The 20,219-nt window shown below is 75.7% G+C and carries 16 protein-coding genes; 12 read left to right on the top strand and 4 right to left on the bottom strand.

The features are described 5' to 3' along the window. Window positions 1-52 precede the first annotated feature (52 nt). The 6 genes from C892_RS0112670 to C892_RS0112640 all read left to right on the top strand — a co-directional run bounded on the left by C892_RS0112670 (window position 53) and on the right by C892_RS0112640 (window position 6,802). Window positions 53-853, top strand: a complete 801-nt coding sequence (locus C892_RS0112670; protein ID WP_017557513.1) for an HAD family hydrolase — start codon at window positions 53-55, stop codon at window positions 851-853. 403 nt (window positions 854-1,256) lie between these two features. Then, a complete protein-coding gene (locus C892_RS0112665; RefSeq protein WP_017557512.1) occupies window positions 1,257-1,808 on the top strand; it encodes a universal stress protein in 552 nt (183 codons plus the stop codon). Further along, on the top strand, window positions 1,805-2,803 hold the full coding sequence (locus C892_RS0112660) for an Acg family FMN-binding oxidoreductase (RefSeq protein ID WP_017557511.1): 999 nt from the start codon (window positions 1,805-1,807) through the stop codon (window positions 2,801-2,803). Before C892_RS0112665 ends, C892_RS0112660 begins: the two co-directional genes overlap by 4 nt. Window positions 2,804-2,898: 95 nt before the next feature. Then, window positions 2,899-4,623 carry a GAF domain-containing sensor histidine kinase gene (locus tag C892_RS0112655; protein ID WP_017557510.1) on the top strand — a complete coding sequence of 575 codons (1,725 nt, stop codon included), beginning with the start codon at window positions 2,899-2,901 and terminating at the stop codon, window positions 4,621-4,623. Window positions 4,624-5,352: 729 nt separating this feature from the next. Next, on the top strand, window positions 5,353-6,111 hold the full coding sequence (locus C892_RS0112645; protein ID WP_017557508.1) for an MBL fold metallo-hydrolase: 759 nt from the start codon (window positions 5,353-5,355) through the stop codon (window positions 6,109-6,111). A 211-nt stretch (window positions 6,112-6,322) separates the two neighbouring features. Continuing rightward, window positions 6,323-6,802, top strand: a complete 480-nt coding sequence (locus C892_RS0112640; RefSeq protein ID WP_017557507.1) for a DUF3592 domain-containing protein — start codon at window positions 6,323-6,325, stop codon at window positions 6,800-6,802. A 249-nt stretch (window positions 6,803-7,051) separates the two neighbouring features. On the opposite strand, the gene C892_RS0112635 is transcribed toward C892_RS0112640, so the two are convergent. Beyond that, window positions 7,052-7,693: a TetR family transcriptional regulator gene (locus C892_RS0112635; protein ID WP_017557506.1), complete on the bottom strand. Its 642-nt coding sequence runs from the start codon at window positions 7,691-7,693 to the stop codon at window positions 7,052-7,054. 105 nt (window positions 7,694-7,798) lie between these two features. Here C892_RS0112635 and C892_RS0112630 point away from each other — a divergent pair, with 105 nt between their 5' ends. Beyond that, window positions 7,799-9,208 carry an amidase gene (locus tag C892_RS0112630; protein WP_017557505.1) on the top strand — a complete coding sequence of 470 codons (1,410 nt, stop codon included), beginning with the start codon at window positions 7,799-7,801 and terminating at the stop codon, window positions 9,206-9,208. Window positions 9,209-9,503: 295 nt separating this feature from the next. Then, the gene (locus C892_RS0112625; protein WP_239647375.1) at window positions 9,504-11,129 is read left to right on the top strand and encodes a BCCT family transporter; all 1,626 of its coding nucleotides are present in this window, start codon (window positions 9,504-9,506) and stop codon (window positions 11,127-11,129) included. A gap of 30 nt (window positions 11,130-11,159) precedes the next feature. Here the strand turns inward: C892_RS0112625 and C892_RS0112620 are convergent, their stop codons facing one another. Then, a complete protein-coding gene (locus C892_RS0112620) occupies window positions 11,160-12,107 on the bottom strand; it encodes an alpha/beta hydrolase family protein (protein WP_017557503.1) in 948 nt (315 codons plus the stop codon). A gap of 167 nt (window positions 12,108-12,274) precedes the next feature. On the opposite strand from C892_RS0112620, the gene C892_RS0112615 reads away from it, so the two are divergent. Next, window positions 12,275-12,883, top strand: coding sequence for a TetR/AcrR family transcriptional regulator (locus C892_RS0112615; protein ID WP_017557502.1), 609 nt, complete (start codon window positions 12,275-12,277; stop codon window positions 12,881-12,883). 218 nt (window positions 12,884-13,101) lie between these two features. Here C892_RS0112615 and C892_RS0112610 read toward each other — a convergent pair whose 3' ends face one another. Further along, window positions 13,102-13,695: a TetR/AcrR family transcriptional regulator gene (locus tag C892_RS0112610; RefSeq protein ID WP_017557501.1), complete on the bottom strand. Its 594-nt coding sequence runs from the start codon at window positions 13,693-13,695 to the stop codon at window positions 13,102-13,104. A gap of 289 nt (window positions 13,696-13,984) precedes the next feature. On the opposite strand from C892_RS0112610, the gene C892_RS0112605 reads away from it, so the two are divergent. The 3 genes from C892_RS0112605 to C892_RS0112595 are packed head-to-tail and all read left to right on the top strand — an operon-like array spanning window position 13,985 to window position 17,663. Further along, entirely contained in the window at window positions 13,985-14,548 is a 564-nt protein-coding gene (locus tag C892_RS0112605) for a 2Fe-2S iron-sulfur cluster-binding protein (protein ID WP_017557500.1), read from the top strand. Next, window positions 14,545-15,537 carry an FAD binding domain-containing protein gene (locus C892_RS0112600; protein ID WP_017557499.1) on the top strand — a complete coding sequence of 331 codons (993 nt, stop codon included), beginning with the start codon at window positions 14,545-14,547 and terminating at the stop codon, window positions 15,535-15,537. The genes C892_RS0112605 and C892_RS0112600 overlap by 4 nt, the downstream gene beginning before the upstream one ends. Beyond that, entirely contained in the window at window positions 15,534-17,663 is a 2,130-nt protein-coding gene (locus tag C892_RS0112595) for a xanthine dehydrogenase family protein molybdopterin-binding subunit (protein WP_017557498.1), read from the top strand. Before C892_RS0112600 ends, C892_RS0112595 begins: the two co-directional genes overlap by 4 nt. Before the next feature lie 1,685 nt (window positions 17,664-19,348). Here C892_RS0112595 and C892_RS0112590 read toward each other — a convergent pair. Beyond that, the gene (locus tag C892_RS0112590; RefSeq protein ID WP_239647374.1) at window positions 19,349-20,029 is read right to left on the bottom strand and encodes a hypothetical protein; all 681 of its coding nucleotides are present in this window, start codon (window positions 20,027-20,029) and stop codon (window positions 19,349-19,351) included. Window positions 20,030-20,219: the final 190 nt, after the last annotated feature.

Below are 20,219 nucleotides of genomic sequence, written 5' to 3'. Positions count from 1 at the left end.
GGCCGGGCGCATCGGGGGTGCGCACGGCGGGACGCAGAAGGAGGCCACGACAATGGCAAGGGTAAGCGCCACGATCGCCCTGGAGGGCCTGGCGGCCGTGTTCGTCGAGGTGGACGGTGTGGCCGCGGATACCTGGCCGCTGCACGCGGCCGCCTGGAAGCGCACCTTCGACGAAGTGCTGCGCAGGCGGGCACGGGGGCGCGGCGGACGCTTCCGCCCCTTCGACCTGCGCGACGACTTCCGTCTGATGTCCGGGATGTCGCCGCCGGAGGCCGCCCGCGCGTTCGCCTCCTCCCGCAGCCGCGACCCGACGACCGGCCCGCTGCTCCCGGAAGGCGACGGCGGGGAGGCCGTCGCGCTCCTGTGGGACCGCAAGGACCGGTACTACCTGGACTCGCTGCGCACGGTCGGCTCCGCCGCGTCCGCGTCGACCGCGGCACTGCTGGCCGCGCTGCGCGCTGCGGGCGTGCGCACGGCGGCCGTCTCGTGCGACCGCGGCGCCGCCGAGACGGTGCGGGCGGTGGGGATGGCCGACCTGTTCGACACCGTCGTGGACGGCCGGGCCGCCGAGGGGCTGTCCGGTGCGCGGGAGCGGAACCGCGCGGTGCTCACCGAGGCAGGACGGCGGCTGGAGGTCGGCCTGGAGCGCACCGCGGCGCTGCTGTCGTCGGTGCCCGCGGTGCATGCCGCGCACGGCCTGGGAATCCCGCTGGTCGTGGCCGTCGACCGCAACTCCGCAGGGAACGGCGTGGCCGCGGAGGCGCTGATCACGGCGTGGCCCGGGGCGGACGCGATCGTGGCCGACCCGGCCGAGATCACCACCTCGGGGGCCGTCGCCGGCCCGGGGCTCTAGGGTGTGGGCCGGTTCCCACCGGCCAGCGACCCCCGGGCGGGTCCCTCTCCCGGCCTTCCGGGGGCCGGTCGGAACAGTGTGCGCCGATGGCACGGCTGGGGGCCGCAGGAGAGCCGTGCTCCCGAGCGGCTCCGGCACCGGGGCGGTCGGGGCCGGGGCGCCTCGCCGCGCAGAGCCGGGCGGACGGGGCGGACGCAGGCGGGCCCGGCCCCGTTCTCCACCCCTTTGCGGACCTCCCCGGCCACCGGTCTCTCCCGACCCCGTCGGGCACGCGGAACGGTCCCGTCGGCGCTGGGACCTAGGGCCCCTGCCCACACTCCCCGGGGCCCTAGCGGGCGGCCTCGGAACCGGGTTGGGTGGGAAGTGAACAGAGGCGCCCGTTCCGGATGAGAGAGGGAACGGAATGACTGACCGAACCCCGGAAGAGGCGGCACCGCGCATCGTGATCGGCTATGACGGCTCGCCCCCTTCGACGGCCGCCCTGCACTGGGCCGCCCGCGAAGCGGGCCTGCGCGGCTGCGATCTGTGGGTGGTCCGGGTCCTGAGCGACGGCCGTTCGTCGCGCGCCCCCTACGCAGGCGCGACGGCGGTCACCCGGAACGGGCCCGCCGTGCGCGAGCTGCGCCGTGCCGCCGACGACGCCCGGTCGACCTGGCCGCACGTGTACCGCACGGCCGTCTGCGACGACCTGCCCGCACGCGCCCTGGCCCGCGCCGCCGCCGGGGCGGAACTGCTGGTCCTGGGCACCCGGGGTCCGGCCGGGCCCGGCGGCCCGTCACTGGGTCCGACCGCATCGGCCTGCATGCGCATCGCGCCCTGCCCGGTCGTGTTCGTCGGAACGGACCGCCGGACCGGGGAGCCCGCCCGGCCGAGGCGGGACCACCCGGCCTCCGAGCACACCGCCGAGCCGCGGACGGACGAGCCGGTGGGCGCGGGATCCGGGGGCCCGCGATGAGCCCCCGCGCCTCCGCACGGCCGCACAACCACTCGCCCGGGGACCCGGTCCTGGCCGCGGCGGTCCGCGCGGGCGAACTGGCGCCCTCGCTGCACGGCACCCGCCCCTGGAGGCTGGGGCGCGAGGGCGACCGCATCACCGTCGGCACCGACCCCGACCGCCGCCTCGAGATCGCCGACCCGGACGCCCGCGAGCAGGTCATCAGCTGCGGTGCCGCACTGTTCACCGTCATCGTCACCCTGCGTGCCGGCGGGCGGCGCCCCGTGGTCCGCGAGCTCCCCGATCCCGACCGGCCCGGTCTGCTGGCCGAGGTGACGGCGGCCGGGGCCGCTGAGCCCTCGCCGAACGACCGGATGCTGCACGAGTCGATCGGCCTGCGCCGCACCCACCGCGGCCCCTTCCCCTTCGACGTGGACGACGTGCGCACCGTGCGGACGCTCGCCTCGGCCGCCGCCGCCGAGGGCGCCGTGCTGCGCCCCCTGGGCGACGAGCGGCTGGTGCGCTCCCTGGCCGGCCTGGTCGCGGCCGCCGAATTCCTGCACCGCTGCGAGCGGGACACCGGCGAGGAGCTCGACCGGTGGGTGCGCGGTCCGGGCCGGCCGGGCTCCGACGGGGTCCGCGCCGAGGACTTCCCACCCCCCGAGCGGGTCGCCGACGCGCTCTTCCCCGAGCGCGACTTCGGCCGCGGCCGGGTACGCGGCATGCTCGACGCGCACGGCGACGTGGCCGGGACCGCGGCCCTGCTCTCCACCGCCGGCGACGCCCGGGGCGACCACCTGGCCGCCGGCCGGGCCCTGCAGCGGGTGCTGCTGACCGCCGCCGCGGGCGGGGTGGCCTCGGCCTTCCACACCCAGCCGCTGGAGGAGCCGCACCTGCGCGCCTTCATCGGGGAGAGGCTGTGCGAGGGGGGCCACCCCCAGATGATCCTGCGCCTGGGCCGGGAGGCCGACGCCCGGTCCCATCCGCTCTTCGCCTCGGCGGCGGACCCGGAGTGACCCCGCGCGGGCCCACATACGCGCCGTGCCCCCCGGAGTAGACTCGGCGCCCGCGCACCACCGTTCCATGCCCGGAGCCATCGGGAGGTGAGCCCATGGGCGAGGAGGTCCCCGGTCCTGAGCGCGCCCGTTTCCTTCTTCCGCGCCTGCACCTGGACGACCTGCTCTCGGAGCTGCAGTCGCGCATCGACAGCGCCCTGCTCACCCGGGACCGCGTCCACTCCCTGCTCGACGCGGTGGTCACCATCGGCTCCGGCCTGGACGTGGAGGCGGTCCTGCGCCGACTGGTGCAGGCCTCCATGGACCTGGTGGACGCCCGCTACGGCGCGCTGGGGGTGATCGGCCCCGACGGCGAGCTGACCCGGTTCCTGCCGCTGGGGCTGGGCGAGGAGGAGATCGCCCGCATCGACCACTGGCCCCAGGGCCAGGGCATCCTCGGCCTGCTCATCAAGGACCCGCGGCCCTTGCGGCTCCGCCGGATCGAGGACCATCCCGAATCGCGCGGCTTCCCCGAGGGCCACCCGCCGATGCGGGGGTTCCTGGGGGTGCCGATCCGGGTGCGCGACTCGGTCTTCGGCAACCTGTACCTGACCGAGAAGGCCGACGGCGGGGAGTTCGACGAGGACGACGAGGCGATCGTGATCGCGCTGTCCACCGCCGCCGGGGTCGCCATCGAGAACGCCCGGCTGTACGAGGAGACCCGCCGCCGGGAGCTGCTGCTGGACGCCTCGGACGAGGTCACCACCCGGCTGCTGACCGGGGCCGAGACCGGCGACGTGCTGGCGCTGATCGCCCGCCGCGCCCGGCGCATGTCCGGGTCGGCGCTGGCCGCGCTGGCCATCCCCAGCCCCGGCGGCGAGGGGCTGGTGGTGGACACCGCCGACGGCGAGTGGGCCGACCGGGTCCAGGGCCGCTCCGTGGAGCTGGGCGATACCGCCACCGGGCGCGCCTACCACGGGGGCGGCCCGGTCGCGCTGCCGGGCGTGGAGGAGGGCGGGTGCCCGCTGCCGTTCCTGGCCGACCTGGAGGCGGGCCCGGTGCTGCTGGCCCCGCTGGGGGGCCGGGTGGCGGCACGGGGCCTGCTGGTGCTGGCGCGCGAGCACGGCGACGACCCCTACACCGCCACCACCGGCCACCTGCTGTCGGCGTTCTCCGGGCACGCGGCGGTGGCGCTGGAGCTGGCCGAGGCACGGGTGGACGCCGAGCGGCTGAGCGTGCTGGAGGACCGCGACCGGATCGCCAAGGACCTGCACGACGTGATCATCCAGCGGCTGTTCGCGGTGGCGATGTCGCTGATGAGCACGGTGCGGCGGACCAGCGACCGGGGCCACGCCCAGCGGGTGCAGCGGGCCGTGGACGACCTGGACGACACCATCCGGCAGATCCGCTCGACCATCTTCGCGCTGCAGCACGCGGGCGGCGAGGACCGGCGGTGGCTGCGCACGCAGATCCTGGACATCGCCAACGCCTCCGGGGAGTCGCTGGGCTTCACCCCCGGCCTGCGCCTGGAGGGGCCGATCGACAGCCGGGTCCCGGACGGGGTGGCCGAGCACGTGATGGCGGTTCTGCAGGAGGCGCTGTCCAACATCGCCCGCCACGCGGGCGCCTCGCGGGCCGACATCCGGGTGCGGGTCACCGACGACCTGGTGGAGGTGGACGTGAGCGACGACGGCAGCGGCATCCCCGAGGACGGCCGCCGCGGCGGCCTGCACAACCTCCAGGAGCGGGCCCGGGCCCTCGGCGGAAGCTTCGAGATCCGCCCCGCCGTCGGCGGCGGGACCCGCCTGCTGTGGAACGCCCCGCTCGGCGAGGAGGGCTGAGGGGCCACCCGCACGGGCACCGCGGCCGGGTTCGTCGTGGTGGCGTTCGTGCTGTCGCAGTTCCTGGCGGCGTTCGACTGGAGCCGCGTCTCGGACTGGAACTTCACCGGCACCCCGGTGGGACCCGGGATGGAGGCGGGTCTCGGCCCGTAGCGCTCCGAACCGCCCTGGACCTTCGGGCCCCGACCAGGCCCACGACACCGGAGGCCGTCCACCGATGCCCGAGAACGCCGCCCCGGCGCCCTGCCCCGTCCGCTTCACGGGGGCGCGGCTGATCGACGGCACTGGAGCCGCGCCCGTCGAGGACGCCGTGGTGCTCACCGCGGCCGACGGCACCATCGCCTACGCAGGCCCGGCGGCGGGTGCCCCGTCGCCGGGCCCCGGGGAGCGTGAGGAGGACCTGGGCGGCCGACGTCACCCTGCCCAGCGGGCTCGACCCGCACCGGCCGGCGCCCGGAGCGACCGAGACCGCGGACGGCGTGCACGAGGCGCGGGTGGCCGTGCGGCGGCTGATGCGCGACGGCGCCGACGTGATCCACGCCCAGCACACCGGGAACGACGGAAACGACGGAACGGCGCGGACGACACCGACGGCGGGGCTCCCCGGACGGGGCGCCCCGCCCTCCCCTGCCCGCCCCCACACTTCCTCACGGAAGAACTTGTCTTCATCCGTGATGATGGCGTACGTTCTCCTCACGGATAAATCGTCTTCCATTCGTGAGGTGTGCCATGGCCGGTACCGGCCTTCCCCTGCCCGTCCGCGTGATCGGCGGCCCCACCGCCCTGATCACCTACGGCGGCCTGCGCCTGCTGACCGACCCGACCTTCGACCCGCCCGGCGACCACCCGGCGGGCGAGGGCATCGTGCTCGGCAAGACCGCGCCGCCCGCCGCCACCCCCGCCGAGATCGGTCCGCTCGACGCGGTGCTGCTCTCGCACGACGAGCACCCGGACAACCTCGACACCTCCGGCCGCGCCCTGCTGCCCGAGGTGCCGCTGACCCTGACCACGGTCGGCGGCGCCGAGCGCCTGGGCGGCACCGCCCGCGGGCTCGCCCCGTGGGAGAGCACCGGCCTGCCCCTCCCCGGCGGCGGCAGCGCCACCGTGACGGCGGTGCCCGCGCTGCACGGGCCCGACGGGGCGGAGGAGGTCCTCGGCGAGGTCATCGGCTTCGTGCTGACCGGCGAGGGGCTGCCGACGGTGTACGTCAGCGGGGACAACGCCTCGCTGGACCTGGTCCGGCAGGTGGCCGGCCGCTTCGGCCCGGTGGACGCCGCCGTGCTGTTCGCGGGCGCGGCGCGCGCCCCGTACTTCGACAGCACCATCACCCTGGACAGCGCCCAGGCGGCGGAGGCCGCCCGGATCCTGGGCGCCCGGCAGGTGGTGCCCGTGCACTACGAGGGCTGGACCCACTTCACCGAGGGCCGCGAGGAGCTGGAGAAGGCCTTCGCTGCCGCGGGCCTGTCCGGGCGCCTGGCCCCGGCCTGAGGCCGACCGGCGGAACCGCAGGCACGGTCGGGGCCGTCGGGGCCGTCAGGGCCTGCGGCGGACGACCGGGGCCGCCCGCTCACCCGAGCGGGCGGCTCTGCGCGTTCTCCGGCGGCACGCGCATGCGGTCCGGCGGAACCCGGCGCCGGACCTGCGCGTCTGAGCCCCCGTCGCGGTTCACTCCCCTCGAGAAAGGCCACCGGTGACAGCAATGGGCATCCGCACGTCCTCCGGAAAGAAGAAGCTCGGCCCCGGAGGGGCGATGCTCGTCATCGGGTTCGTCCTCCTGATCATCAGCACCGTGATGCTCGTGCTCGGCATGAGCGACTACACCGACCACACCGAGCGCGCCGACGCCGTGGTCTCGGAGCGCAGGGTGGAGGTCACCTACACCGGCAACGACCGCGACCGGAAGGACCGGCGGGAAGAGATCACGGTCTACGTCGACTACACCGCCGAGGACCAGGACTTCACCCACGTCGAGCTCATGGGGCTGGACAACGACGACTTCCAGGAGGGCCAGCGGCTGACGGTGGCCTACGCCCCCGGGGAGGCCGGAGACGTGGTCACGGTGGAGAGCACCGAGGAGGGCGCCTTCGACGTGTTCCTCTACATCGGCATCGCCGGGGCGGTCCTGACGGCCGTGCTCATCCCGACCGGGATCGTCGTCATCGCCCGGCAGCGAAAGTAGGGCCTCCCCCCGCCTCGCGCCGGACACCCGAGGAACAGGCGACCGGGCGACCGGCGGCAGGGCCGGCGCCCCGCCAGCATCTCCACCGCCCAGGCCGGCGGCCCCTCCCCTCCGCACTCGCACATGCGGCCGACCTCGCCCCGCGCCGCCACGGGCGGCGGCCGTGGCGCCCACCCGTCGACGCCATGCGGCCGCCCGCCTCGGGCGGGCCCGATGCGGGCGGCCGCAGTCCGGGGGGGGTTCCGCCGATCACCCCGGCGCCTCCCCCTCCCCCGTCTCCCCCGCCAGGGCCGTCCACGACCGCAGCAGCAGCTCGACCGCGTCCACCACGGCCTCCTCCCCCACGCTGTCGGGGTCGAGGGCGCGCTGGATCAGCAGGCCGTCCTCCAATGCGTGCGCGATCAGGGCGAGGAAGGCCGGGTCTGCGGGTGCGGCGGCGCCGTCCCGGTCCAGTTCACGGCGGACGCCCTCGGCGAGGGCGCCGCGCGCCAGGCGCTCGCGCTCGGCGAGCAGCGGTCGCAGCTCCGGCGTGCGGACCGCGTGCAGCAGCAGCTCCATCCGCAGGGCCAGCCACGTGTCCAGGTTGCGCGCCCGCTCCCGGTGCCAGGCGCGCAGGGCCGCGAACGCCTCGGCCCGGGAGGCCGCGCCGCCCGCCGCCTCCCGCACCTCCTCGGCCTCGCGCCGGGTCCGCTCCTGCAGCAGCTCGGCGACGAGCGCGTCCTTGCCGTCGAAGTTGCCGTAGAACGCGCCCCGGGTGAACCCGGCGCGCTCGGCGATCTGCTCGACGGAGGCCCCGTTGACCCCGCGCTCGGCGAACAGCTCGGCCGCGGCCGCAAGCAGCCGCTCCCGGGTCCGACGCCTGCTCTCCTGCCTGGTCAGCCGCTCGGACACGGCACACCCTCCCCGCACTCGGCAGATACAGATCTGTATCCGGATACAGATCTGTATGAGAAAGTGGAAGCGTACCAACCGCCACGCCGAAGGGGGCGCACCGCCATGCCCGACCCGATCCACACGCTCGGCGCGGCCGGGATCGCCGCCGCGGTCGCCGCGGGGGACATCGGCGCCCGCGAGGCCGTCGAGGCGCACCTGGAGCGCATCGCCGCGGTGAACCCGGCGGTCAACGCCGTCACCACCCCTCTGGCCGAGCGCGCCCGCGGGGAGGCCGAGGAGCTCGACCGCCGCCGCGCCCGGGGCGGGCCCGCCGGGCCGCTGGCCGGGGTGCCCTTCACCGTCAAAGAGAACATCCACGTCGCGGGCACGGCGACCACGTTCGGTGTGCCCCGCATGCGCGGCCTGCTGCCCCGCGAGGACGCCCCGCCGGTGCGGCGCCTGCGCGCCGCCGGGGCCGTGTGCGTGGGGCGCACCAACCTGCCGGACATGACCCTGGGCGGGGTGCACACCTCCAGCACCCTGTACGGGGACACGGCCAACCCTTGGGACCCGGCGCGCACCCCCGGCGGGAGCAGCGGGGGCGACGGCGCCGCCGTGGCCACCGGTATGGCACCGCTCGGACTGGGCAACGACTCCGGGGGCTCGGTGCGCGTCCCGGCCGCGTTCTGCGGTGTGGCAGGGCTCAAGCCGGGCTACGGCCGGATCGCTTCGGACCACCGCATCGCCGGACGGGAGCCGACCCTGGCCTCGCAGCTGTTCCCGGTGGACGGGCCGATCGCGCGGAACACGGCCGACCTGCGGCTGGCGCTGTCGGTCCTGGCGGGGCCGGACCCGGGGGACCCGCGCGCGGTCCCGGCGCCGCTCCAGGGGCCGCGGCCGCGCGGCCCGGTCCGGGTCGGGGTGGTCGCCGACGCCCTCGGATCGGGGGTCGATCCCGGCGTGCGGGCCGCGGTACGGGAGGCGGCCGACGCCCTGCAGGAGGCGGGGTACGCGGTCGAGGAGGCGGTCCCGCCGCGCCTGTCGGAGGCGCTGGACGGGTACGGGCGGCTGGTGATGACCGAGTTCGCGCTGGGGTGGCCGCACCTGAAGGAGCTGATCCGCGAGGAGGCGCGGCCCTACATCGAGCGCTCGATGGAGAAGAACCCGCCGGCGGACCTGCCGGGGTACGTGCAGCTGGCCGCCGACCGGCTGGGCGTCCAGCGGGAGTGGGCGCGGTTCCAGCAGGAGGTGCCGCTGCTGCTGGGCCCCGTCTTCACCGGGCCGATCCCCTCGCCCGGCGAGGAGCTGCAGAGTGCGGAGGCGCACGAGCGCGTCTCCGGTGCGCTGGGGCTGTGCGCGGCCACGACCTACGTCGGGGTGCCCGCGGTCGCCGTCCCGGCCGGGATGGCCGACGGGCTTCCGCGGTCGGTCCAGGTGATCGGTCCGATGCACCGCGAGGACCTGTGCCTGGATGCGGCCGAGGCCATCGAGAGGAGCTTCGGCACGCCGACGCCCATCGATCCCCGCGGATGAGAACGCAACGGTGCGCGCTCCGAGGGCCGTGGGAATGGGCACACCCGCGCGGGTCCGGCGCCGTGGCCCGGACCTGCGGCCCGGGCGTGAGCCGTGCCACGCGCGCACGCCGCTCACCAGCGGATACCCTGGGCGTTTTGCCGCAGTATCCCATGCTTGTCACCGACCCGAGGGTCGGCGTCCACCGGCCGTGAGGGCGCGTGTCGCGCAGCCCCGGCGTGGACGGACCACCGAGGAGTGTCCTCCCATCCCGAAACCCGTCGAGGAGCGTTCGCCCCTGCCCGTGAAGGGGCGGGTGGACGCCCGGGTCCTGATCGTCAGCGGCGGCCTGCTCACCGCCTTCGTCATCGCCGCGCTCGCCGCCCCCGGGGCGACCGGGAGCGCGGTCTCCGCCGCCTTCACCTGGTCCGCGGGGGCGTTCGGCGCGTTCTGGCAGGTGCTGCTCCTGGCCACCGTTGCCGTCGCCGCGGTGCTGGCCTTCTCCCGCTACGGCAGGGTCCGCATGGGCGGCACCGGCGCGCCCGAGTTCGGCGCCTTCCGGTGGGTCGCCATGGTGCTGACCACGCTGCTCGCCGCGGGCGGCGTGTTCTGGGCGGCCGCCGAGCCCATCGCGCACTACACGCAGACGCCGCCGCAGTACGCGGACGCGGTGGAGGGCCCGATGGCCGCGGCCGCCACGGCGCTCGCGCAGAGCTTCACGCACTGGGGGCTCGCGGCCTGGGCCGTCGGCGGTTCGCTGGCCACCCTGGTCATGATGCGCGGCGCGGAGAAGGGGATGCCCCTGCGGCCCCGCACCCTGCTGCACCCGCTGATGGGCGAGCGGATCCGGACGCACTGGCTCGGCACGGTCGTCGACATCGCGTGCGTGGCGGCCGTGGTCGCCGGCACCGTCGGCCCGCTGGGCTTCCTGGGGCTCCAGGTGTCGTACATGGCCGGCATCCTGTTCGGCACCCCCGACTCCTACGCCGTGCAGGCCGGGATCATCCTGGGCCTCACCGGCGTCGCGCTGGTCTCCCTGCTCAGCGGGATCTCCCGGGGCATCCAGCTGCTGAGCCGGATCAACGTGTGGGTGGCGCTGGCGCTGGTGGCGGCCATCGTGGCACTGGGCTCGGCCGCCTATGTCGCCGACGTCTACCTCCAGGCCAGTGCGGTGTACGCCCGCGAGTTCGCCACCATGGCGCTGTTCCGCGGGGACACCGAATGGCTCGCCTACTGGACCGTGTTCTTCTTCGGCTGGTTCCTGGGCTACGCCCCGATGATGGCGATCTTCATCGCGCGCATCTCCCGGGGGCGCACGGTGCGCCAGATCTTCGTGGGCGCCACCGTCCTGCCCGCCGTCGTCACCATGGTGTGGTTCAGCGCCCTCGGCGGCACCGGGCTGTACCTGGAGCAGCAGGACCCGGGCGTGGTGTCCGGCCCGTACGCCGAGCACGGCCTGCCGGCGGCGGCGATGTCCATCATCCAGGCGCTGCCCTACACGCTCGGCCTGGGCGTGATCATGATCCTGGTGTCGCTGCTGTTCTTCGCCTCGACCATGGACACCATGTCCTACACGATCGCGGCCTCGTCCATGCGGGGCGGGGAGCCGCTGCCGTGGGTGCGCGCCTTCTGGTGCGTGGGAATGGGGCTGGCGGGCGCCGCCCTGCTCGGCGTCGGGGACGGCGGGGTGGACGCGCTCCAGTCGTTCATCGTGATCGCCGCCGTGCCGGTGGGCTTCGTCCTGCTGCCGACCCTGTGGACCGCGCCGCGACTGGTCCGCGAGATGGCCGCTGAGCAGGGCATCACCGGGCCGCGGCCGGCCGGGGCCGATGCGGCCCCCGCCGACGCGGTCACGGCCGAGCCCGGGGCCGGGGAGCGTGAGGACGAGGACGCAGATGCGGACGCGGACGCCGACGCGGAGCCGCTGCCGGCCGGCCGCTGAGGGGCGGCCGGCCGCGCGGCCCCGTCGCCCCTACTTGGACTCGACCCGCGCGAGCGCACCGGGGCCGGTCGCCAGCGCCTCGCACGCCTCCTTCCAGGCGGGGTCCCCGGGGGAGAACACGGTGCGGAGGTAGGCCCAGGTGAGCCGCTGCACGGCGGCCACCCGTTCCGGGCTCTCGTCCGTGGTCTCGGCGACGTCGTATCCGCTGATGCCGCCGAGGCCGTGCTCACCGCCGAACAGTGTGAGCAGGGCCTTGGGCCCCGGGGCCAGCGTGTAGGGGTCGGCGTGCCAGTCGGCGCCGCGGACCGTCAGGTGGGCGGAGTCGTCCCGGTCCCCGGCGACCACCAGGGCGGGCGTCGCCATCGCGGAGAAGTCGGCGGTCGCCAGGAACGGGTACCGCTCGGCCACGGACCCGGCGAGGGCGTCGCCGCCCCTTCCGGTCGCGGCGAGCAGGACGCCGGCCGTGATCCGCGGGTCGGCCAGGTCGACCTCCGCACCGTCGTGCGGATCGGTGAGCCGGGCGCCCAGCAGCAGGCTCGCGGTGTGCCCGCCCATCGAGTGCCCGGCCACGGCGACCCTGCCCGGGTCGAGGCGCCCGGCGAGCCCGGGGACGGCGGCCTCGACCTCGTCGAGGCGGTCGAGGATGCGCGTCATGTCCTGGGCCCGCGACCGCCAGTACATCGGCGCCTCGGGATCGTCGCCGCCCAGGTCCAGGGTGCTCGAACTGAGGTGGGTCGGCTGGATCACGGCGAAGCCGTGCGCCGCCCAGTGGTCGGCCAGCGGAGCGTACCCGTCCAGCGAGGACAGGTGGTTCGAGAAGCCCTGGCCGTGGGAGAGCAGGACGATCGGCAGGTCGCCGCCGGTCAGCGGCACCGTGACCCGGAGCCGCAGGTCCACGGCCCGGTCGGGGGCCGGGAGCACGACGGGGCGGACCGAGAGGACGGGCGAGGGGCCGGACGCGTGCGATTGTTCACTCATGGTGAAGAGTCCCGTTCATAGGGTGGTGTCCGCCGACCGCGACCGACCGGCGGGCAAGGGAGGGGAAGCGCCCGCCGTGGGCTAGACTGAAAGCGGAGCGCTGTTCCATTTACGATACGGAGCGGTGTTCCGCTTTGTCAACGAGCCCCGTCGCGAAGGAGGGTCCGGTGGCCCAGGAGAGCCCGCAGGAGAGCCCGTCCCGAGAAGACAAGCCCCGGCGCAGGCGGGCCGACGCGGTGCGCAACCAGCAGGCGCTGCTCGCCGCCGCGGCCGAGGTGTTCGTCGTCTCCGGCGTGGACGCGCCGATCCGCGAGATCGCGGCCCGGGCCGGCGTCGGCATGGGCACGATCTACCGCCACTTCCCGACCCGGGCGGACCTCATCGCCGCCGTCTACCGGCACCAGGTCGAGGAGTGCGCCGAAGCCGGCCCGCGCCTGCTCGCCGAGGCCGACTCCCCGCTCGCGGCGCTGCGCGGCTGGGTCGACCTCTTCGTCGGCTTCCTGGTCACCAAGCACGGCCTCGCCCACGCGATGCGGTCGGACGGCAGCGGGTTCGAGGCGCTGCACGCCTACTTCCTCGACCGGCTGGTGCCGGTCTGCGACCGGCTGCTCACCGCCGCGGCCGAGGCCGACGAGATCGCCCCGGGCACGCAGGCCTACGAGCTGATGCGCGGAATCGGCAACCTGTGCATCGACCGCGGAAGCGACCCCGACTACGACCCGCGCCGGCTGGTGGCCCTCCTCATCAACGGCCTCCGCCGCCCCGCCTCCCCCTGAGGTCATTGACGGGGGGTTTCCCGGAGCGCTGCCGGGCGCGGCGATGGCCGACCACGGCCGGTCCGCCGCTGCAGCCCCGATAGCCCGTCCGCGTCCCGCGTCCGCGCCGGGGCGGCCGACCCCGCCCCTCCAGTGCCGGGATCCGGGACGGCCGACCGGGCCGACTCCGGTCCCCGGCGGGCGGGCCACCGCGCGCGGGCCGCGGCACCGCGCCCGGTTCAGCGTTCGGCCGCTCCGGCCCGCAGACCGTCCATGACCAGGTCGAAGAGGCGCCCGACGCGCTCCGCCCGGTCCTGGCGGGCGCCGACGAGCCAGAGGCCGGAGATGGCGATCATGAAGTCCTCGGGGGTCACGCCGGAACGGATGGTCCCGGCCTCCTCATTGGCCCGCAGCAGGAGCGCGACGGCCTCGTTGACCGGGCCGGGGTCCGGTTTGGCCGCGCCGCCGGCCCCGCCGAGCGCCTGGCTCATCGCCTCGGCCAGACCCGCCTTGGCCAGCGCGAAGCGGGCCAGGCGGTCCATCCACGCGCGCAGCGCCCGCTCCGGCGGCAGGGCCGCGAGCAGCCGCGGCGCCGCGTCGGCGACCTGCTGCATCTCGTGCCGGTAGACCTCCAGGACGAGGGCCCCGCGGCTGGGGAAGTTGCGGTAGAACGTCCCCTGCCCCACGCCCGCCTTCTTCGCGATCGCGCTCAGCGGGACGTCCGCCGACCGGGTGAACTCCTCCAGCGCCGCTTCCAGGATGCGCTCGCGGTTGCGCTGCGCGTCCGAGCGCAGGGGCGCGCACTTGCCGTCCCGATCGTCTGGGTTGCCCATATCCCGTCCGTCCGCCCTCCGGAAGCCCCGGCAGGCCGCCCTTGTCAAGCGGACAGCTGTCCACTAGATTCACCGTGTCCGGACAGCTGTCCGTTTTCTGCCTCCTCCACTCTACCGGGGGGACGTTTGCGCACGGACGGCGGCATTCGATCACCGACCTGCACCATCGCGCACTCCGCAGCGCACCGCGCGCCGGCGGTCCTGCGCCCCGCGGCCGCCCGGCGCCGCCGGCACCGGCACCGCTCCGCTCGACCACGGCGCGCACCACATCCGCGAAAGTAGGCTGAGCATGGCCACAGCGCCCTCCAGCACCATCACGCTCGACATCAACGGCGAGAAGCACACACTCCCCGTCGACCACCGCACGACGCTGCTCGACGCCCTGCGCGAGCGCCTCGGCCTCACCGGCTCCAAGAAGGGCTGCGACCAGGGCCAGTGCGGCGCCTGCACGGTCCTGGTCGACGGCCGGCGGACCGTCTCCTGCCTCCAGCTCGCCGTCGCCGCCGAGGGCCGCACGATCACCACCATCGAAGGCGTCGCCGACGGCGGCCGACTGCACCCGGTCCAGCAGGCCTTCCTGGACCTCGACGGCTACCAGTGCGGGTACTGCACCCCGGGGCAGATCTGCTCGGCCGTCGCGGTCATCGAGGAGCACGCGGCCGGCTGGCCCAGTGCCGCGACCGACGACGTCCGCCCCGAGGCCGGGGCGCCGGAGCTCACCCCCGACGAGATCCGCGAGCGCATGAGCGGCAACCTGTGCCGCTGCGGCGCCTACGTCTCCATCGTCCAGGCCGTCGCCCAGGCGGCCCAGGCCCCCGCCCGCGCGACGGCCGCCGGGGAGGTCGGCGCATGAAGGAGTTCGCCTACCAGCGCGCCGACGACGCACCCGGCGCGGTCGCCCTGCTCGCCGCCGACCCGGAGGCGCGCTACCTCGGCGGCGGGACCAACCTCGTCGACCTGATGAAGACCGGCATCGAGCGGCCCGCACGGCTCGTCGACGTCCGCGGGCTGCCGCTGGACGGCATCGGGCCGACCGACGACGGCGGCCTGCACATCGGGGCGACCGCCACCAACAGCGACGTGGCCGCCCACCCCGAGGTCCGCCGCCGCTACCCGGCGCTGGCGCAGGCGCTGCTGGCCGGCGCCTCCGGCCAGCTGCGCAACATGGCCACCGTCGGCGGGAACCTGCTGCAGCGGACCCGCTGCGGCTACTTCACCGACGCGACCGGGCCGTGCAACAAGCGGGTCCCCGGCAGCGGCTGCCCCGCCTTCGAAGGCGAGCACCGCAACCACGCCATCCTGGGCGCCTCCCGGCACTGCGCCGCCACCCACCCCTCGGACATGGCCGTCCCGCTCGCCGCCTTCGACGCCGTCGTCGCCTACGAGACGGCCGACGGGCCGGGCCGGATGCCGCTCGCCGACCTCTACCCGCCGGTGGGCGACACCCCCCACGTGGAGACCGCGCTGCCCGCGGGCGCGCTGATCACCGGCGTCACCCTGCCGCCGGCGCCCGTGGCCGCCTCCTCCCGCTACCGCAAGGTGCGCGAGCGCGCCTCCTTCGCGTTCGCGATCGGCTCGGTCGCCGCCGCCCTGGAGGTCCGGGACGGGGCCGTGGGCGAGGTGCGCCTGGCCTTCGGTGCGGTCGCGCCCCGCCCCTGGCGGGCCCGGGAGGCCGAGCGGGCCCTGGCCGGGGGCCCGCTCACGGCCGACGCCTTCGCCGCCGCGGCCGACGCCGAACTGGCGGCCGCCGAGCCGCTCGCCGACAACGCCTACAAGGTGCCGCTGATGCGCGACCTCGTGGTCGCCGTGCTGACCGAACTCGCCGAGGAGGCCCGCTCATGACCGCCACCGCCGAGGGGAAGAGCGCCGTCGGCACCGGGCACGTCCGCCTGGAGGGCCTGGACAAGGTCACCGGGGCGGCCGTGTACGCCGGGGAGGTCCACTTCGACGGCCTGGTCCACGGGTGCCTGGTGCTGTCCACCGTCGCCCGCGGGCGCATCCGCTCCGTGGACGCCGCCCCCGTCCTGGCCATGCCCGGCGTCCTCGACGTCTGGCACCACGGCAACGCGCCGCGCCTGAACACCGACTTCGTCGGCATGCTCGGGCCCACCGACCCGCTTCTCGGGCTCTTCCAGAACGACCGCGTGCCGCACGCGGGGTGGCCGGTGGCGCTGGTCGTCGCCGAGACGCCGGAGCAGGCCAGGGAGGCGGCCGACTCCCTGGCGGTCGACTACGAGGCCGAGCCGCACGACGTGGAGTTCACCGCGGGACGCCCGGAGGCCTACACCCCCGGCGGGACGCCCGTGGGGACGGTGGAGACCTCCAAGGGCGACGTCGAGGCCGGGCTCGCCGCCTCCGCCGTCGTCGTGGAGGCCGAGTACACCACGCCCGAGGAGTACCACAACTCGATGGAGCCGCACGCGGCCACCGCCCGCTGGGAGGGCGGCCGGCTGGAGCTGGTCGACTCCAACCAGGGCACCCCGATGGTGGCCGGCGACATCGCGCAGCTGTTCTCCCTGGACCCCGAATCGGTGCGGGTGCGCGCCGAGCACGTCGGCGGCGCCTTCGGCAACAAGGGGACCCGCCCGCACCAGGTGGCCGCGGTGATGGCCGCGACCGCCCTGCGGCGCCCGGTCCGGGTCGCCCTCACCCGGCGGCAGCTGTTCTCGGTGGTCGGCTACCGCCCGGCCACGGCCCAGCGGGTCCGGCTCGGCGCCGACCCCGACGGGCGGCTGCGCGTGCTCGACCACCTCGCCCTCAACCAGACCTCGACCACGAGCGAGTACGTCGAGGCCAGCGCGTCGCCCGGGCGGACGCTGTACGACGCCGACGCCCACCGCACCTCCCACCGGCTGCTGCGGCTGGACGTGCCCACCCCGACCTTCATGCGCGCACCGGGCGAGGCGCCGGGCTCGTTCGCGCTGGAGTCGGCGCTGGACGAGCTCGCCGAGAAGTGCGGCGTCGACCCGATCGAGCTGCGCCTGCGCAACGAGCCCGAGGCCGGGCCGCTGTCCGGGCTGCCGTTCAGCAGCCGCAACCTGCGCGCGTGCTTCGAGGAGGGCGCCCGCAGGTTCGGCTGGGCCGGCCGCGACCCGCGCCCCGGGGTGCGCCGCGAGGGGCGCTGGCTGGTCGGCACCGGTACGGCGGCGGCCACGTTCCCCTCGGGGGCGGCCCCGTCCACGGCGGCCGTCACGGCGGAGGCCGACGGGTCCTTCACCGTGGGGGTCAACGCCAGCGACATCGGGACCGGGGCGCGCACCGCGATGGCGCTGGTGGCCGCGGAGGCCCTGGGCGTGGACACGGACGCCGTTCGGGTCCGCATCGCCGACAGCGACCTGGGGCCGGCGATGATCGCCGGCGGCTCGATGGGCACCCGGTCCTGGGCGTGGGCGGTGTCGGCCGCGGCGCGCGAGCTGCGGGAGCGGCTGGTCCCGGGCGCCCCGGTGCCGGCCGAGGGCGTCACCGCGCGGTCCGACACCGGCGAGGCGATCGGCGCCCTGCCGCAGAAGGAGCGGTACTCGTTCGCCTCGCAGTTCGCCGAGGTCGCCGTGGACCCCGCCACCGGCGAGGTGCGGGTGCGCAGGATGCTGGGCACCTTCGCCGCCGGCCGGATCGTCAACCCGCTGACCGCGCGCAGCCAGCTCCTCGGCGGGATGGTCTGGGGGATCTCCATGGCCTTGCACGAGGAGGGGGCACGGGACCGGGCCTCGGGCGGCATCGTCGGCGGCGACCTGGCGGGGTACCACGTCGCCGCCAACGCCGACGTGCCCGCCATCGAGGCGCACTGGGTCGACGACCCGGACCCGGACGACCCGGTGGGCATCAAGGGCATCGGCGAGATCGGGATCGTCGGCGCCGCGGCGGCGATCGCCAACGCGGTCTGGCACGCGACCGGCGTGCGCCACCGCCACCTGCCGATCCGCCCCGACCGCGTCCTGACGGCCGGGCAGGAGGCGGCGAAGGCCTGACCGGTGACGGCGGTGGACGGGTGCGCCCCGCCCACCGCCGTCGCCTCCGGGCTCCGCCACCCGGCCGAGGGGCGCCGCCCGGGCACGCCGGCCCCCGGCACACCTGCAACGGCGACCGAGCGAGAAGAAGGCCGTCCGGTTCCGGCTCAGGAGCAGCAGCGACGGCGGGGCGGCAGGTGCCCCGCTCGCGCCTGTCGGCCGGGCGGCGGGGCCATCGAGGTGCAGGGCGGAACGCGGCGACGAAGAGGAGCGGCGGTTCCCCGGTCCTGCTTGTCGGCCGCCCGGCCTCTCGCGGTCCGGGAACAGCGGCGGTGACGGCACGGCTGGTTCCCCACTCGCGCCTGCTTGCCGGGCGGCTGGCCTCTCCCGGTAACGGCGATGAGCAGCGACGACGGGACGGCCGGTGCCCCGCCCCGGCCTGCCTGCCGGACGGCGGGCCCCTTTGGTGCCAGGAAGGAGAGCGGCAACGACGACGCGAGGGCGGTTCCCCCGGGGCAGCGGTCGGCCGCCGGGGGAACCGCCGACTTGGAAGTCCCTCCCCTTTTCGCGTTCCGGGCATAACGGGCACATCAGGCGATGGCTGAGCATCGAGAGTGGTGATATCGCCACGCAATGTGCAATTGGGTGGCGATATCACCACTCTCGATGAAGAACGAGCCCTCCCGGGCCGATCTCCAGCGGGCACGACCCGCAAGTCGTCCCGTTTGTCCGGATCGGACGGGGGTGCGGGCCTCGCGCGCGCCCGGAGCGCCGCCCGGACCGGACGGGGATACGGCGGCGGCCAGACCAGAACCGGATTCGGCATCCGAGACCCCTTCTACCGGCACACGGGACCCGTTTACGGCACCCCCGGTCACTCCGGGTAGCCGGAGACGGGTCGACACTGGCACGAGGCCCGGCGCGGGCGGGCAGCCCGACCCTCGTCCGCCGCCCCACCCTCCTCAATGCGCAAACAAACAAGGGCAATGCGGACATCGCGAAACCGAACCCCGTTCTGGTCTGGCCGGGATCGCACCCAGGGGCCGCCGTGAGGCGTCGATCAGCGCGCTCCCGCTCTCCCCGAGCTGTGACGGTGAGTATTCACCCAGGTCAAAAGGGTGTTCCTGATCGAGGGGTGTCCGGCGCGGGCCGGGTGGGGCGCCGCGGACGCGGGCGGGCGGCGACCGGCCCTGGCCGCGCACCCGGCCCGGCCCACCAGAGGCCCGGCTGCCGACCGGCGCCCCCGAGGAAGCACCCCGCCTCCTCGTCGCCGCCCTCCCCTTGCACCCCGATGACCCGCCGCCCGGCAGGCAGCCCCGAGCGGGGCACCAGCCGTCCCGTCGCCGCCATCTCCCCGGACCACAGGCGATCCGGCGGCCGAGCGGCAGCGCCGAGGAACGGGCCCCTTCTCGTCGCCGCCCATCTCCCCGCACCCCGGCGGCCCGGCGCCCGGCCAGCAGGCGTGAGCGGGGCACCGGCCGTGCCGTCGTTACTGCTGTTCCCGGGCCGGTAGAGGCCCGACGGCCGACCGCCAAGCCCGGGGAACCGCCTCTGCTTCTTCGTCGCCGCCCTCCCCTCCACCGAAAGGGCCCGACACCCGGCAAGCAGGCGTGAGCGGAGTGCCTGCCGGGCCGTCGCCGAGCCGCCGCAGGCGATTGGAGCCAGACGCCCGGATGCGGCCCCCGGCGGCCCGCCGCCGGATCCGCCTACTCCGCCCCGTCGGGGAGCGGGGTTCCGGAGCCGCCGGGCCCGCGGCGGACCGCCACCGCCGTCCACACCAGCAGGGCGGCCCCGGCCGCGACCAGCACCGCATTGGGCAGGCCGTTGGCGATACTCGCCCACGGGGTGTCGGCTCGGCGGAGCAGGTCGACGACGATCACGGCGGCCGGCAGCAGGAGCAGGAGCGGGAACCGCAGGGCCGAGCCTCCGATGAGCACCACGGCGACGGCTCCGGCCGCGGCCAACGGAAGCAAGGGCGTCAGGGCCATCTGGAGAGCCGACGCCGCCAGATCGGGCTCGGCGAACTCCGGGGCGCCCGGCGGCCGGGGAAGCGAGGCGAGCTCATCGGCGTTGGCGACCTCCTCGACATGGCTCCCGACGGTGTAGGCGCCCAGCGCCACCACCGCGTATCCCAGGCCGATCACCGCGCCCCACTTCGCCGAAGGCGCGGCCCAGTACCCCAGGAGGAAGGGGACCAGGCTCCAGCCGAGGTAGGTGTCGACCAGCGTCAGGAACCCGAAGTAGAGCAGGGCGGGCAAGGAGTGGTCGGCCAGCCCGGACTCCCGCGCCGTGTAGGGGACCCCGTCGGCGCCCACGGAGGCCACCCCGACCGCGATCCCGCCGAGCAGCAGGACCGAGACGATGGCCGACACACGGCGACGCTCCAAGGGGACCTCCAACAGACGCCTACACCACTCACGGGCAACCGACCGGGCACACTGTGCCACATCCGAAAAGGCCCGAAATCACGGGGATCGCGGGCCTGACGGCCCGGCTGGAGGCCGACCCCGGCCCGAGGGGCGCACGGGCCGCACGGGCAGGGCGAGGGCGGAACGGGTGCCGGACGCAGGGCTCGGA

This window comes from Nocardiopsis baichengensis YIM 90130, assembly GCF_000341205.1.
Lineage (GTDB): Bacteria > Actinomycetota > Actinomycetes > Streptosporangiales > Streptosporangiaceae > Nocardiopsis_A > Nocardiopsis_A halophila.
The sequence above is the reverse complement of the archived record's forward strand: the minus strand, read 5'-3'. Positions and strand labels throughout refer to the sequence as shown.